The sequence below is a fragment of the Pseudomonas marincola genome, from assembly GCF_900116605.1.
Taxonomy (GTDB): domain Bacteria; phylum Pseudomonadota; class Gammaproteobacteria; order Pseudomonadales; family Pseudomonadaceae; genus Aquipseudomonas; species Aquipseudomonas marincola.
Genome location: NZ_FPBC01000012.1, coordinates 56,027 through 70,405 on the forward strand (window position 1 = coordinate 56,027; position 14,379 = coordinate 70,405).

Annotated in this window: 12 protein-coding genes; 9 read left to right on the plus strand and 3 right to left on the minus strand. The window is 57.3% G+C overall.

What is annotated here, in order from left to right; all coding sequences use genetic code 11:
- Positions 1-14: 14 nt before the first annotated feature.
- Complete coding sequence (locus tag BM395_RS17690; RefSeq protein WP_090514310.1) at positions 15-767, minus strand: gamma-glutamyl-gamma-aminobutyrate hydrolase family protein; 753 nt, start codon at positions 765-767, stop codon at positions 15-17.
- A gap of 278 nt (positions 768-1,045) precedes the next feature.
- Between BM395_RS17690 and BM395_RS17695 the strand changes: the two genes are divergently transcribed.
- The 8 genes from BM395_RS17695 (at position 1,046) to aguA (ending at position 8,841) form a co-directional block, all read left to right on the plus strand.
- Entirely contained in the window at positions 1,046-2,425 is a 1,380-nt protein-coding gene (locus tag BM395_RS17695) for a glutamine synthetase family protein (RefSeq protein ID WP_069902271.1), read from the plus strand.
- Positions 2,426-2,601: 176 nt separating this feature from the next.
- A complete protein-coding gene (locus tag BM395_RS17700) occupies positions 2,602-3,660 on the plus strand; it encodes an extracellular solute-binding protein (RefSeq protein ID WP_090514313.1) in 1,059 nt (352 codons plus the stop codon).
- Positions 3,661-3,817: 157 nt separating this feature from the next.
- Complete coding sequence (locus BM395_RS17705) at positions 3,818-4,426, plus strand: LemA family protein (protein ID WP_069902269.1); 609 nt, start codon at positions 3,818-3,820, stop codon at positions 4,424-4,426.
- Position 4,427: 1 nt separating this feature from the next.
- Positions 4,428-5,312 (plus strand): TPM domain-containing protein, encoded by an 885-nt coding sequence (locus BM395_RS17710; RefSeq protein WP_212633031.1) that lies wholly within the window; start codon positions 4,428-4,430, stop codon positions 5,310-5,312.
- Complete coding sequence (locus tag BM395_RS17715) at positions 5,312-5,815, plus strand: TPM domain-containing protein (protein ID WP_090514316.1); 504 nt, start codon at positions 5,312-5,314, stop codon at positions 5,813-5,815. Before BM395_RS17710 ends, BM395_RS17715 begins: the two co-directional genes overlap by 1 nt.
- Positions 5,816-5,889: 74 nt before the next feature.
- Positions 5,890-6,531: a TetR/AcrR family transcriptional regulator gene (locus BM395_RS17720; protein WP_069902267.1), complete on the plus strand. Its 642-nt coding sequence runs from the start codon at positions 5,890-5,892 to the stop codon at positions 6,529-6,531.
- A 257-nt stretch (positions 6,532-6,788) separates the two neighbouring features.
- Entirely contained in the window at positions 6,789-7,670 is an 882-nt protein-coding gene (aguB, locus tag BM395_RS17725) for an N-carbamoylputrescine amidase (RefSeq protein WP_090514319.1), read from the plus strand.
- A gap of 73 nt (positions 7,671-7,743) precedes the next feature.
- Complete coding sequence (gene aguA, locus BM395_RS17730; RefSeq protein ID WP_090514323.1) at positions 7,744-8,841, plus strand: agmatine deiminase; 1,098 nt, start codon at positions 7,744-7,746, stop codon at positions 8,839-8,841.
- 65 nt (positions 8,842-8,906) lie between these two features.
- On the opposite strand, the gene BM395_RS17735 is transcribed toward aguA, so the two are convergent.
- Complete coding sequence (locus BM395_RS17735; RefSeq protein WP_090514326.1) at positions 8,907-10,169, minus strand: OprD family porin; 1,263 nt, start codon at positions 10,167-10,169, stop codon at positions 8,907-8,909.
- 498 nt (positions 10,170-10,667) lie between these two features.
- On the minus strand, positions 10,668-11,855 hold the full coding sequence (gene desA / locus BM395_RS17740; protein ID WP_090514328.1) for a delta-9 fatty acid desaturase DesA: 1,188 nt from the start codon (positions 11,853-11,855) through the stop codon (positions 10,668-10,670).
- A 166-nt stretch (positions 11,856-12,021) separates the two neighbouring features.
- On the opposite strand from desA, the gene BM395_RS17745 reads away from it, so the two are divergent.
- Positions 12,022-14,295, plus strand: a complete 2,274-nt coding sequence (locus tag BM395_RS17745; RefSeq protein WP_090514332.1) for a putative bifunctional diguanylate cyclase/phosphodiesterase — start codon at positions 12,022-12,024, stop codon at positions 14,293-14,295.
- Positions 14,296-14,379: the final 84 nt, after the last annotated feature.

Below are 14,379 nucleotides of genomic sequence, written 5' to 3' on the forward strand. Positions count from 1 at the left end.
CTTTAATAGTCGTCTCAGCGTTGCCCCGCCCTCTTCCTGCAAGCCTCACCAAAGGCCTGGAAGATGGCGAGATAATTCGGATTAGATCGTACTTGCCACTCAGGATGCCACTGCACCCCTAATGCAAAACTCGTAGCACCTTCGACGGAGAAGGATTCGATCAATCCGTCGGGCGCCAATGCTTCTACTCGAAGGCCAGGCGCCAGACGCTCAACGCCCTGACCATGAATGGAGTTAACAGTAATTTGTGTCGGTAAACCGATGGCAGCCAGCACACCGTCTGGCTGTACAGCGACGTCATGACGCGGCGAGAACTGCTGTTCAACCGGTGAGTCTTGCGGCTCACGATGATCCATCAATCCTTCAACTTCATGAACCTTTTGATGCAGCGTGCCGCCAAATACCACATTCATTTCCTGAAACCCGCGGCAAATGCCCAGCACAGGAATCCCGGCGGCAATAGCGGCTTTCAGAAGAGGCAAGGTGGTGCTGTCACGCGCAGGATCATGCAAAGTGCCGGGATCGCTGGCGGGGCCGCTATAATGATGGGGTTCTACGTTGGACGGCGAGCCGGTAAATAGCAGGCCGTCGATACTGTCGAGCAAGGCAGGCTGATCCAGCAGCTCACCCAGCGACGGTATGATCAGAGGCAAAGCCTGAGCCCCCAGAACTACGGCGCGGACATATTTGTCACCAGCAGCGTAATAGTTGTGAGAACCGATCAGCTTTGTATCAGAAGTTACGCCGATTATCGGCAGGCGTGACATGGGACACCCTTTATTTTTTGCTGTTTTGGGTTTGAGCCGAGCTTAGCCTTGTTCATTTTATTTCACAATAGGTATGTAAAAAATCGAACACACCCCACTGAGCACCCTGTCGGTAAAGGCTTTGCGCACCGCTGCAGGGGCCTAAAACGCCCCATTAAGGGCCGCGAGGCACCATAAGGGTGCACAAAAAGCCCAGCTTGACAGGCGAAGGGGTTTAAGATTGACTCACACCCGTGCATTCGCATGATTGATATTTTTAACAAAATAGGTGTTGCATCATGTCGGTACCCCCGCGTGCCGTTCAGCTTAATGAAGCGAACGCGTTCCTTAAGGAACATCCTGAGGTCCAGTTCGTCGACCTTCTTATTGCAGATATGAATGGTGTGGTGCGCGGCAAGCGCATCGAACGCGCCAGTCTTCATAAGGTGTACGAGAAAGGTATTAATCTTCCCGCTTCCCTTTTCGCACTCGATATCAACGGCTCCACGGTGGAAAGCACCGGTCTGGGTCTGGATATCGGTGACGCAGACCGTATCTGTTTTCCAATCCCTGACACACTGTGCAACGAGCCTTGGCAGAAGCGCCCTACCGCGCAATTGCTGATGACCATGCACGAGCTGGACGGCACGCCATTCTTTGCCGACCCGCGTGAAGTGTTGCGCCAGGTGATCCAGAAGTTCGACGAACTAGGCCTGACTATCTGCGCCGCTTTCGAACTCGAGTTCTATTTGATTGACCAGGAGAACGTCAACGGCCGTCCGCAGCCGCCGCGTTCGCCGATCTCGGGCAAGCGTCCACACTCGACTCAGGTTTACCTGATCGACGACCTCGACGAATACGTCGACTGCCTGCAAGACATGCTCGAAGCTGCAAAAGAGCAGGATCTGCCAGCAGACGCCATCGTCAAGGAAAGTGCTCCGGCGCAATTCGAAGTCAACCTTCACCACACCAAAGATGCGCTCAAGGCCTGCGACTACGCCTTGCTGCTCAAGCGTCTGATCAAGAACATTGCCTACGACCACGAAATGGACTCGACCTTCATGGCCAAGCCGTATCCGGGTCAGGCAGGTAATGGTCTGCACGTGCACATCTCCTTGCTCGACAAGAAGACTGGCGAGAATATCTTCACCTCGGAAGATCCGATCACCAACGATGCACTGCGCCACTCCATCGGCGGGATCCTCGAAACCATGCCGGCTTCGATGGCGTTCCTGTGCCCGAACGTCAACTCGTACCGTCGTTTTGGCGCTCAGTTCTACGTGCCAAACGCGCCGAGCTGGGGCCTGGACAACCGTACCGTAGCCGTGCGCGTGCCAACTGGCAGCCCGGACTCCGTGCGTATCGAGCAGCGCGTCGCCGGTGCCGATGCCAACCCGTACCTGATGATGGCGTCGATTCTGGCCGGTATTCACCACGGCCTGACCAACAAGATCGAGCCGGGCGAGCCAATCGAAGGCAACTCTTACGAGCAGCTGGAGCAAAGCCTGCCGAACAACCTGCGTGATGCTCTGCGCGAGCTGGATGACAGCGAGATCATGGCCAAGTACATCGACCCGAAATACATCGACATCTTTGTCGCCTGTAAAGAGAGTGAGCTGGCTGAATTCGAACACTCGATTTCAGACCTCGAGTACAACTGGTACTTGCACACAGTTTGACGCTGCACCCGACGCCGGCCATTGAGCCGGCGTCTTTTTATCCAGTAGGATCTGCTCAGTACTGATTATTTTGCCGCCCTTGCAAGCGCGGCCTGGAGCGTTTCTGTGCGCGCCAAGACCTGACATTAATTGCCACGCCAACTGGCGAGGAAGCACCTGATCAAAGGAAGATACTCATGCACCATAAGCTCGCCGCTGTATTGCTTGCCTTCAGCCCCTTGCTGGCCTTCGCTGAAGACAAGATAGTGGTGTACAACTGGAACGACTACATCGCCCCGCAGGTCCTTGAAGACTTCACCGCAGACACCGGTATCACGGTCGATTATCACACCTTCAGCACAGCCGACGAGTTGGCCAAGATCATGGCCAGCGGCGCGTCGATCGATGTTGCCGTGCCGTCTAACGACACCATTCCCGAGCTTATAAAAACCGGCGCCATCCTCCCGCTCGACATGCGTCAGTTGCCGAACCACAAGCATCTCGACAAACAAATTCTGAGCAAACTGGCCGCCGTCGATCCGCGTAACAAATATGCCGTGCCCTATCTGTGGGGCGCCGTTGGCCTGGCCATCAACACCCAAAAAGCTCAGGCCGCATTCGGCGGGCCACTGCCGGAGAGCTGGAGCGTACTGTTCGACCCCGAGCAAAGCGCACGGCTGAGCAATTGCGGGATCAGCGTGCTTGATGCGCCCGACGAGACCTTGTCGCTGTTGCTCAATTATCAGGGCCGGGATTTCTCACGCAGCCCGCCAAGCCGGATCAAGCGCACCGGCGATGCGCTGGCGACGTTGCGTCCACTGGTGCGTTACGTAGACAGCGAGCGCTATATCGAAGACCTGCAAAACGGCAGTCTGTGCATGGCCATGGCCTGGGTCGGCGATGCACTCGCGGCCAAACAGGCGGGGCAGCCGGTGGAGTTCATGGTTCCGAGCGAAGGCACGGTACTGTTCATCGACAACCTGGTGATCCCGAAAACGGCCAGCCGAGCGGATCTGGCGCTGCGTTTTATTGATTACATGATGCAGCCAAAAGTTGCCGCCGAAATCACCACAGAAACCCTCTACCCCAACGCCAACGCAGACTCCAAAGAATTCCTCACGGCTGAGCTGCAGGCCATGCCAGACCTGTACCCAAGCCTGGAAATCAAGCGGCGTTTCTACACCCTGAAAACCATATCGCCGGAACAGAAGGCCGCGCGTGACGAGGTCTGGAGCCAGTTCACCGCCGTGCCGTAATCCGTGCCAGCACTTGCCGCCTGCCCGTCACCAACTAACGTTATGTCTGCAGGCTGGCGCAAATGCCGCTACCCTGAGTGCGAGCTGGAGGCTCACAACGCGCCAACTTTGGCTGGCGCGAGCCTCATGACTACGATCCCACCTCAATGGAGCGCCCATGAAAACTGTCCACTTTCTGTTATTGCTGTTGCTTGGCGCCAGCCTCACTGGCTGCGGCTACAACGATATGCAACGCCAGGACGAAGCAGTCAAAGCGGCGTGGTCGGAAGTCATCAACCAGTATCAGCGCCGCGCTGATCTGGTACCTAATCTGGTCAATACCGTGAAGGGCTACGCCCAGCACGAAGAAAAAGTCTTCATCGAAGTCACCGAGGCCCGCGCCAAGGTCGGCAGCATGCAGATCAACACCGACAGCCTCGACGACCCGCAAAAAATTCAGCAGTTTCAAGCCGCGCAGGGCGAGCTTTCCAGCGCGCTGTCACGCTTGATGGTGGTGAGCGAGAACTACCCGCAGCTCAAGGCTGACGGCCTGTTCCAGAACCTGCAGGCGCAGCTTGAAGGCACTGAGAACCGGGTGACCGTGGCACGTAACCGCTATGTGCAATCGGTGCAGGCGTACAACAGCATGATCCGCACCTTCCCCAACAACCTCACGGCCATGGCGATGGGCTATTCGGTGAAGCCGAATTTCAGCGTCGAGAACGAGAAAGAAATCTCCACCGCGCCGACCGTAGACTTCGGTAACGCCGAACCTGCCAAGCAATAACATGATGACGGCTATCGCGTGGCGTTCGCGCCTGTTGCTGTGCGCTGCCCTGCTGATGCTCTGCCTGCCGTTCAACGGCGCGCAAGCAGCAGAGGTGCCTATTCTCAAACGCCATGTCACCGACCAGACCGGCACCCTCACGGCTGAGCAGATCAACGAGCTGGACAGCCAACTGGTCGCATTGGAGAAGCGCAAGGGTGCGCAGCTGGTGGTGTTGTTGGTCAGCAGCACCCAGCCGCAAGACATCGAAAGCTATTCGCTGGCGGTGGCCGAGGCCAACAAGATTGGCCGAAAGGGCACCGACGACGGCATTTTGCTGCTGGTGGCCAAGGATGACCGGCGTGACCGCATCGAGGTCGGCTATGGCCTTGAAGGCGCCGTGCCCGACGCAGCCGCTGCACGCATCCAGCGCGAGTACATCGAGTCACGCTTCAAGCAGGGCGATTTCTATGGCGGCATCCGCGACGGCATTGACGCACTGACCAAACTGATCGACGGCGAACCACTGCCTGCGCCCAGCCGGGCCTCATCGTCGTCACAACCGACGGACTTCCTGGACATCGGCTTCATTGGCCTGGCCATTGCCTTTGTGCTGCGCGGCTTGGCCCGCGGTTTCCCGCTGATCCTGCGCATGGGCTTTGGCGCACTGATCAGCTCGATCTTTATCGGCTTTCTGCTCGGCAGCCTCACGGCAGCGCTTATTGGCGGGGCCATTGGCGCGTTCATCATGCTGTTGCCGTATGGCGGCGTCGCTGTAGGCGGCGGACGCGGGGGCGGCTTTGGTGGCGGAGGATTCGGCGGCGGTGGCGGTGGTTTCGGAGGTGGCGGCGGCTTTAGCGGCGGCGGTGGTGGTTTTGGAGGCGGCGGTTCGTCGGGAAGCTGGTAATGATCGAATTCAAACGCATATTCAGTAACGTGTTTGGCGGCTGGTTCCAGCTCAAGCGCTGCTTCCCCAAGCCTCTGCTTACGGAGATCGGCGATGCTATTGGCGCGGGCGAGGCGAAACACATTGGTGAAGTTCGCTTTGCCATAGAGTCACGCTTGTCCTTCGCCGAGGTGCTGGCCGGGGTCAATTCGCGGGGTCGGGCTGAACAGATTTTTGCACAGCAAGGTGTTTGGGATACTGAACACAACAGCGGCATTCTGTTCTACCTGCTTTTGTCTGAACATCGCATCGAAATCGTCGCCGATCGCGGCGTCTCACGCTACGTTGAGCAAGCCCGCTGGGATGCAATCTGCCAGCGCATGTGCAGCCAGTTTGCCCTCGGTAATTGGCGCGAAGGCAGCCTCGCCGGTATTGCCGAGGCTCACGAAATACTCGGCGAGTACCTTTCTGATCCGAATGTGCCCAACCCGAATGAGCTGCCGAACAAGCCGATCATTCTCTAAGCCGATCAGCCCTTAGCTGAACTTGCCTTAGCCCTTGGATTAACGTCCAATGGGCTTTTTGCCCAGAGCCGATCATGCCGCGCCCCACGACGACTGTCCGCAAACCCCGCGCCAGCAGCCAGGCCCGTATTGCTGCCATTCTTACCGTCGCCCGTGACCTGATGGCCGAACAAGGCGTTGCCAGCCTGTCGATCTACAACGTCGCCGAACGCGCCGCCATTCCGCCTTCCTCGGTGTACCACTTCTTCGCCAGCGTGCCGGCCTTGCTCGAAGCGCTCACCGCAGACATTCACGCAGCCTTTCGCGCCTGCCTGCAAGAACCTGTCGAGCATACGCAACTGCGAGACTGGCGCGACCTTTCGGCGATTGTCGAGCAGCGCATGCTGGCCATTTATGCCCGCGACCCTGCCGCCCGCCAACTGATTCTGGCGCAACATGGCCTCAGTGAAATCACTCAGGCTGACCGCCAGCACGACATCGAACTCGGCGCGCAAATGCGCAACCTGTTTGCACGCCACTTCATGCTGCCGCCCTTGCCGGACGATATCGATGTATTCGCCCTCGCCATGGAGTTGGGCGACCGCGTGTATGCACGCTCGGTGCAACTGCACGGCACCATCAGCCCACGCCTCGCAGAAGAAGGTATGCGCGTGTTTGACGCGTATTTGAGCCTGTACCTGCCCCCACTACTGCCAAAGCGCCCAGAGCCGCTCTAAAGCCCGCCCCAAAGCCTTTTCCTGATGCGCGGCCGATCTGATTCGGCCATGCGCGAAGAGTTTCGCCTACCGAATTTAAACCGATATTTATCGGTATATTTATTAATTAATATCTCTCAATAGAAAATAATCGCTTCAAAAGCGGATTTTTATCGACTATAAAGACTGCGCTTTCCCTCCGCCAAGCCAAAAATCGGATTTCGCTGAGGCTTGCCCGGGGCTTATTGATCTGCCCAAAAACTAATAAGAGGTGCTTCATGTCACGCAACGTAACCGTCGCCGCCACCCAGATGGCCTGTACTTGGGACCGCGGAGCGAATATCGCCAAAGCCGAACAACTGGTGCGTGAAGCCGCCGCCAAGGGTGCGCAGATCATCCTGATTCAGGAACTGTTCGAAACACCGTACTTCTGCCAGAAGCCCAACCCGGACTATCTGCAACTGGCCACGACTGTCGATACCAACGAGGCCATTGCGCATTTTCAGAATGTCGCCAAAGAGTTGCAGGTGGTCTTGCCGATCAGCTTCTTTGAGCGCTCCGGCCGTGCGCGCTTCAACAGCATTGCCATCATCGATGCCGACGGCAGCAACCTTGGTGTGTATCGCAAGAGCCATATTCCGGACGGCCCCGGCTACCACGAAAAGTACTACTTCAATCCGGGCGATACCGGCTTCAAGGTCTGGGATACCCGCTACGCCAAGATCGGCGTGGGCATTTGCTGGGACCAGTGGTTCCCCGAGTGCGCACGCAGCATGGCATTGCTCGGCGCCGAAATTCTGTTCTACCCGACCGCTATCGGCAGTGAGCCGCATGACCCCAACATCACCTCGCGCGATCACTGGCAGCGTGTGCAGCAAGGCCATGCCGGCGCCAACCTGATGCCACTGGTGGCGAGCAATCGCATCGGCCGTGAAGAGCAAGGCGACTATGACATCACCTTCTACGGCTCATCGTTTATCGCCGACCCATTCGGCGCCAAGGTTGAGGAGCTCAACGAGACCGAAGAAGGTATTTTGGTACACAGCTTCGATCTCGATAAACTTGAGAACACCCGAAGCGCATGGGGATCGTTCCGCGACCGCCGCCCGAATCTCTATGGCCCGCTGAAGACTCTCGACGGCCACCTGGCGTCAGAGTAACTTGCGCAATAATTCGCGCCCCGCACGCTGCGGCGGGGCGCATTTCTTTTCGCTTTAATGTGTTGGTGACGCTATGACCACCCTGACTTCTACTCCACGTGCCGACGGTTTCCACATGCCAGCCGAGTGGGCGCCCCACAGCCAAACCTGGATGGTCTGGCCGCAACGTCCGGATAACTGGCGCCTGGGCGGCAAACCTGCGCAGCTCGCATTCAGTGCAGTGGCCAAAGCCATTGCCGAGTTCGAACCGGTAACAGTGTGCGTCTCGGCCGAACAGTATGAAAATGCCCGCGCCCGCCTCGACCACAGCAATATCCGCCTGGTCGAAATCAGCACGGACGACGCCTGGGTGCGCGATACCGGTCCGACATTCGTCACTAACAACCAGGGTGAAGTGCGCGGCGTCGACTGGACATTCAATGCCTGGGGCGGCTTCGATGGCGGTCTGTATTCGCCGTGGAACCGCGATGATCAGGTGGCCAGCAAGATCCTCGAAATCGAGCGCAGCAAGCGTTATCGCACCGAAGGTTTTGTGCTTGAAGGCGGCTCGATTCATGTCGACGGTGAAGGCACGCTGATCACCACCGAAGAATGCCTGCTCAACCGCAATCGCAACCCGCACCTGAGCCGCGAAGAAATCGAAGCAGTACTGAGCCAACATCTGGCTGTGGATAAAGTTATCTGGCTGCCGGACGGCTTGTTCAACGATGAAACCGATGGCCATGTGGATAACTTCTGCTGCTACGTGCGTCCGGGCGAAGTGTTGCTGGCATGGACGGATGACGAGAGCAATCCCAACTATGCGCGCTGCCAGGCAGCCATGCGCGTACTGCAAGCGACCAAAGATGCCAAAGGCCGCGAGCTGATCGTGCACAAGATGCCAATTCCCGGCCCGCTGCACGCCACCGAAGAAGAATGCGCAGGCGTTGATCTGGTAGCAGGTTCGCAAGAGCGCAGCCCGGAAGTCCGCCTTGCCGGTTCTTACGTCAACTTCCTGATTGTGAACGGCGGCATTATCGCCCCGCGTTTCGACGACCCGATGGACGCCGAGGCCGAAGCAATCCTCAGCCGGGTATTCCCCGAGCACCGCGTAGTCATGGTGCCAGGGCGCGAAATTCTGCTGGGCGGTGGCAACATCCACTGCATCACCCAGCAGCAACCGGCCGGCTAAGTCGTCCAAATCGCAGACAACAAAAAACCCAGCATCTGCTGGGTTTTTTGCACCTGACTGCCGGCTTACATCAACGGCAGGGTGTAGCTGACGATCAGACGGTTTTCGTCGATGTCTTTCGCGAAGTTCGAGCGCACAGTCGCGTTGCGCCAGCGCACGCCAAGGTTCTTCAGCGCGCCGTCCTGGAAGATGTACATCAGCTCGGTGTTGCGCTCCCACTCTTTGCCTTCGGCAGCGTTGGCAACGCCGGTATCTACGCTGTCACCGTTGAGGTAACGGGTCATGAACGTCAGACCCGGCACGCCGACAGAGGCGAAGTTGAAGTCGTAGCGCGCCTGCCAGGACTTCTCGTCCTTGTTGGCGAAGTCACTGATCTGAACATAGTTGACCAGGAACGGGGCAGTGTTGCCGACGTAGGCAAAGCCGCTGTCGCCAGTCATGCTCTGGTAACCCAGGCCGAAGCTGTGGCCGCTGAGACCGTAGGTCAACATGATGCCGTACGCATCGTTGTCGATGGTGCTACGTCCGTCGTCAGTCGAGTGTGCATAACGCAGATCTGTCTTCAGGCTCTGATTGGCAGCAATCGCCCAGGCGTGAGTCAGGTTGAAAGAGTGCTGTTTGTAGAAGTCTTCCAGATTGGAATAGTAGTAACCGGCAGCCAGTTCTTTGTTGATCGCGTACTTACCGCCAACATAGTCGAACGAGTCGGTGGTGGCGCCGCCCGTGACGGTGATCCCACGGCTTTTGCCGTTGGTGACGGTGATGTCTTCGTAGTCATTCGAGTTGCGGTTGTTCACTTCGCGAATGTGCGCTGCATCGAGGGTCAGGCCGTCGATTTCCTGAGAAACCAACTGACCGCCGCTGAATACCTGAGGCAACAAACGGCCATCGCTCGAGGCAATCGCCTGGTTCTTGTACTGCAGGCTACCGATCTTCAGCACGCTCTTGGAGATCTTGGCTTTACCGGCTACTGCCAGGCCAGAGAAGTTGTCCTGCGAGCCGCCAGACGAGCGATCCGGAACCAGCAAGCCGCTGCCCGCTGTGCCGTCACCCGAGTCCAGCTTGAAGCCGAACATGCCGATTGCATCAGCACCAAAGCCTACGGTGCCTTCGGTGTAGCCCGAATCCGCACGCAGGATGAAGCCCTGAGCCCACTCTTCCGACTTCGACTGGCTGGCGCCTTCGTCACGGAAATCGCGGTTGAAATAGAAGTTACGCGCCTCGATCGAGGCTTTGCTGTCTTTGAAAAACTCAGCGTGGGCAGTTTGACTCAAGGCCAGACCCAAGGAGGCCGCAGTAACGGCCAGCGCCAGGGAGGTCTTCTTCATTTATTGTTCTCCAGTAGTAAGGTTTTAATGCCAGACAAAGGACAGCTGGCTTTTACCAGGCACACACGCACTCGCCGCTTCAAAGCCGGTAAAGGCCCGTCGGTAAGTTGCTTGTGAGGTCAGTAAACGGGGTACGGCACTGAGCGCGCGGGCAATGAGCCAGGCACGTGAAATACGTGAGGACAGCAGTAAGAACAGGCAATAGTCATCGGAAAAATGTCTCTTGATCTTATTGTTTGCCGGCCGCTCGGCGGCTTATTTATGACAAACACATGGCAGATTGCGTGCCAAGACCAGAACTTTCGATAGTTGCTCAATGTTTCTGCGCATTAGAACCAGAACCGGCGTGCTAGAGCGTCGCAAGACGGCTTTGTCATCGGCGGATTATCGCCTACAAAACACCCCAAACCGGCGAAAATCCGCCAATTCGCGCTTGCCAAGGCTTTATCCAACGCATAAAAAACCCGGCACGTGGCCGGGTCTTCAACACTCGCTGGATCAGGCAGCCGTTGCCGGACGCAGCGAGTAGGTTTTCAGCTGCTCGGCGAATTCACGCAGCGAATGAATACCGCTGGCTTCTGCATCATGAATCCAATGCTTGATTGCTTCGAGCATGTCGTGGCCGTTGGTGCTGGTTTTGGCCCAGATCATTTGCAGCGCTAGGCGCTTTTCATAGATCACCTTGAGCGCATGGCTGTGCTCGAGCATGCGGTCGATGCGCGCTTGTTGCTGGTCCTTGAGCAGACTCGGCTCACGCGACAACAGGCGTTTGGCGCGATAGAAGTGGTCACGCACCGACGCATCGGCCTTGGCCAGTTCCTGTTTCACCAACGGCCCGATTACCAGCTTGCGGTACTGCGCCATGATCTGGAAACGGTTGTTGAGAATGGCCATCGCGGTGTCCATGTCCATGCTGCCTTTACCCGCGACACGGTGGGCAATTGGCGCGACACGTTGGACTTTGGCCAGCCCGAAGAAGCTCAGCAGCTTGATCCAGGCCCAGCCCATATCGAACTCCCAGCTCTTGACCGAAAGCTTGGCCGAGTTCGGGTAGGTGTGATGGTTGTTATGCAGCTCTTCACCGCCGATCAAAATGCCCCACGGCACCAGATTGGTCGCGGCGTCACGGCATTCGAAGTTACGATAACCGACAGCATGACCCAGGCCATTGATAACGCCCGCGGCCCAGACCGGAATCCACATCATCTGCACGGCCCAGACGGTGATACCGATTACGCCGAACAGCGCCAAATCGATAAACCCCATCAGCGCCACACCGCCGAGCGGGAAACGTGAGTAGAGATTGCGCTCGATCCAGTCTTCCGGGCAGTTCTTGCCGTAAATGCGCAGGGTCTCGCTGTTTTGTGCCTCTTCGGCATACAACTCAGCGCCTTTGCGCAAAACTGTACCCAGGCCTTTGATGACCGGACTGTGCGGATCATCTGCTGTTTCACACTTGGCGTGATGTTTGCGATGGATTGCCGTCCACTCGCGGGTGTTTTGCGCCGTGGTCAGCCACAGCCAAAACCGAAAGAAGTGCTTGAGCGCCGGATGCAACTCCAGAGCGCGGTGAGCTGAATAGCGATGCAAATAGATAGTGACGCTCACAATGGTGACATGCGTCATTACCAAAGTAGCCGCTACCAACTGCCAGACCGAAAGGTCGAGAATACCGTTGTACCACATGGGCTGTGTGCCTCTTTTGAATAAGTACGCGGCAGAGCCCAAAGCGCTGTCCGCGGTGCATTATCTCTAACCTGCACAATAAAACCAGTTGGTCTTTTGAATCAGGCTGTTACAAAACTAACCATCAGCAAAACCGTCTTTCAATGCCGACAGTGAGCCCGCTGGAATGAGATTGCGCTTTACCCCCACATCAATAACCCTGAGCTACCTGATTTTTTCCAGCGCCTGGGTTCTGCTGGGTGACAATCTGCTGGGCAGCCTGCATCTCTCCGCCGGGCACATTGAACTGCTGCAGTCAGCCAAGGGACTGGCTTTCGTATTGCTCAGCAGCCTTTTGCTGGGGTTGATGCTGCACGCTTATAACGCCCAGCACCGCAGAATCCGGCGCACGCTCAGAGGCAGCCAGCAACGCCTTAAACTGGCGCTTGAGGCGGCAGAATTCGGTCACTGGGACTGGCATCTGGGCAATCAGGAGGCGTTTTTTTCGACGCGCTATTGTCGCTTGCTCGGCGTGGAAGAACTTACCTCGAACACCTGGATTGAGCGAATCCACCCCGACGACCTGCCCGCATTTCGCCGAGATCTCAGACAAGCGGCAGATCATCAGAACGAAGTGCAATTTCATTCGGCTTACCGCTTGCGCCATGCCGATGGCCAATATCGCTGGATCGAGTCATTCGGCAAATTACTGCATGACGACAATAACCAGCCCGAGCGCCTGATCGGGATTGCCAGTGACATCACCCAGCGACGCAACGACGAACATCTGCTGCGACAAGCCGCAGCCGTGTTTGAGGCCACACAGGAAGGCGTACTGGTGACCAATGCGGCCCTTGAGATTGTGCATATCAACCCGACCTTTTCGCGAATCACCGGCTATGACACCGCCGAAGTGCTCGGCAAAAGCCCGACAGTACTCAAGTCGGGCCGTCATGATGCGGCGTTCTATGAGGCCCTTTGGCAAGACCTTAGCCAGAAAGGCAGCTGGAGTGGAGAGATCTGGAACCGGCGCAAGAGTGGTGAAGTTTATCCACAGTGGCAGAGCATCCGCAGCATCCATGACGCCCATGGTCAGCTAACCCATTACGTCGCAGTTTTTTCGGATATTTCGCTGCTGCATCGCTCGCAAATCGAGCGCGATCATCTGGCCCACTTTGACCCGCTAACCGAGCTGCCCAATCGGTTACTGTTCAGCGAGCGTGTGCAGCATGCATTGACCCGCGCCAAGCGCCTGCAACGTGGAGGCGCGGTACTGATTGCCAACATCGACCACTTCAAATTGATCAATGAAGGCCTCGGTCACAACACGGGAGACGCCTTGCTCAAAGCGGTAGCTAAACGCTTCCTGGATCAATTGGAGAGCGGCGTCACGCTGGCGCGCCTCGGCAGTGACGAATTCGGCCTGGTGTTTGAAGGCAGTGAGTTTGATGGCTTGGCGGTAGATCTGGCAGACAAACTGTTGCGCAGCCTGGATACGCCCTTCGCCCTCGCCGACCAGACGCTGTACATCAACGCCAGCATCGGAATTTATGAGTTTTGCGAAACCATCTGCCTTGAGCAAGTCATGCGCAATGCCAATTCAGCGTTGCACAAAGCCAAAAGCAATGGACGCCAGTGCGTTGCCGTTTACAGCCGCGAATTGACCGACTCGGCGCAACAACGCTTCGAGTTGGCCCACGCACTGCGACATGCCATCCGGAACAACCAACTAGTCGTGCATTACCAACCCCTGCACAGCTTAAATACCGGCCAACTGATCGGCGCCGAGGCGCTGGTGCGCTGGCAGCACCCGGAGCGCGGCTTGTTAGCGCCCGGCGTATTCATCCCGATTGCCGAAGAGACCGGTCTGATCGGCGAAATCGATGCCTGGGTACTGAATCAAGCCAGCCTGCAATTGGCTGAGTGGAGTAATGCAGGCCTTGAGTTACCGCGCATGGCAGTCAATGTGTCGAGCCGCCTGCTTTATCGCCCGGAACTACACACTAAAATTGCCGCATTGCTGGAAAGCACCCGGTTGGACCCTGCACGCCTTGAGCTTGAGGTAACCGAAAGTGCCGTGATGCAGGACCCGGCGCTTGCACAGGAGCATCTGAACAAGCTGCGCGCCTTGGGCGTTAATCTGTCGATCGATGATTTCGGTACAGGCTACAGCTCACTGGCGCGGCTAAAAAGGCTGCCAGTGAACAAACTGAAACTTGATCGCAGTTTTGTTCAAGGCCTGCCGCACGACAAAGACGACCAGGCCATCGCCCGCGCGGTTATTGGCCTCGGGCACAGCCTGGGCATGCAGGTTCTGGCCGAGGGAATCGAGCATCTGGAGCAGGCTGAGTTCCTCAAAGCCTGCGGCTGTGACAGTGCGCAAGGCTATTTATTCGGTAGGCCGATGCCGGCACCAGCCTTCGCCGCACAACTGAGCAACCTCAAGCGTGAGCAGACGTGAAGTAATTACAGCGATTGCCCGCGCCACGCCACAAAAAGCACAAACAGCACTGCCCAAAGCGCGCCCGAGCAGGCATGATTCCAG

What these genes read in the sequence shown, in the direction of transcription:
- BM395_RS17705 (WP_069902269.1), top strand. Translation starts at nt 3,818, where the DNA reads ATGAAAACTGTCCACTTTCTGTTATTGCTGTTGCTTGGCGCCAGCCTC.
- aguB (WP_090514319.1), top strand. Translation starts at nt 6,789, where the DNA reads ATGTCACGCAACGTAACCGTCGCCGCCACCCAGATGGCCTGTACTTGG.
- BM395_RS17690 (WP_090514310.1), bottom strand. Translation starts at nt 767, where the DNA reads ATGTCACGCCTGCCGATAATCGGCGTAACTTCTGATACAAAGCTGATC.
- BM395_RS17735 (WP_090514326.1), bottom strand. Translation starts at nt 10,169, where the DNA reads ATGAAGAAGACCTCCCTGGCGCTGGCCGTTACTGCGGCCTCCTTGGGT.
- BM395_RS17715 (WP_090514316.1), top strand. Translation starts at nt 5,312, where the DNA reads ATGATCGAATTCAAACGCATATTCAGTAACGTGTTTGGCGGCTGGTTC.
- BM395_RS17710 (WP_212633031.1), top strand. Translation starts at nt 4,428, where the DNA reads ATGATGACGGCTATCGCGTGGCGTTCGCGCCTGTTGCTGTGCGCTGCC.
- BM395_RS17695 (WP_069902271.1), top strand. Translation starts at nt 1,046, where the DNA reads ATGTCGGTACCCCCGCGTGCCGTTCAGCTTAATGAAGCGAACGCGTTC.
- aguA (WP_090514323.1), top strand. Translation starts at nt 7,744, where the DNA reads ATGACCACCCTGACTTCTACTCCACGTGCCGACGGTTTCCACATGCCA.
- BM395_RS17745 (WP_090514332.1), top strand. Translation starts at nt 12,022, where the DNA reads ATGAGATTGCGCTTTACCCCCACATCAATAACCCTGAGCTACCTGATT.
- BM395_RS17720 (WP_069902267.1), top strand. Translation starts at nt 5,890, where the DNA reads ATGCCGCGCCCCACGACGACTGTCCGCAAACCCCGCGCCAGCAGCCAG.
- BM395_RS17700 (WP_090514313.1), top strand. Translation starts at nt 2,602, where the DNA reads ATGCACCATAAGCTCGCCGCTGTATTGCTTGCCTTCAGCCCCTTGCTG.
- desA (WP_090514328.1), bottom strand. Translation starts at nt 11,855, where the DNA reads ATGTGGTACAACGGTATTCTCGACCTTTCGGTCTGGCAGTTGGTAGCG.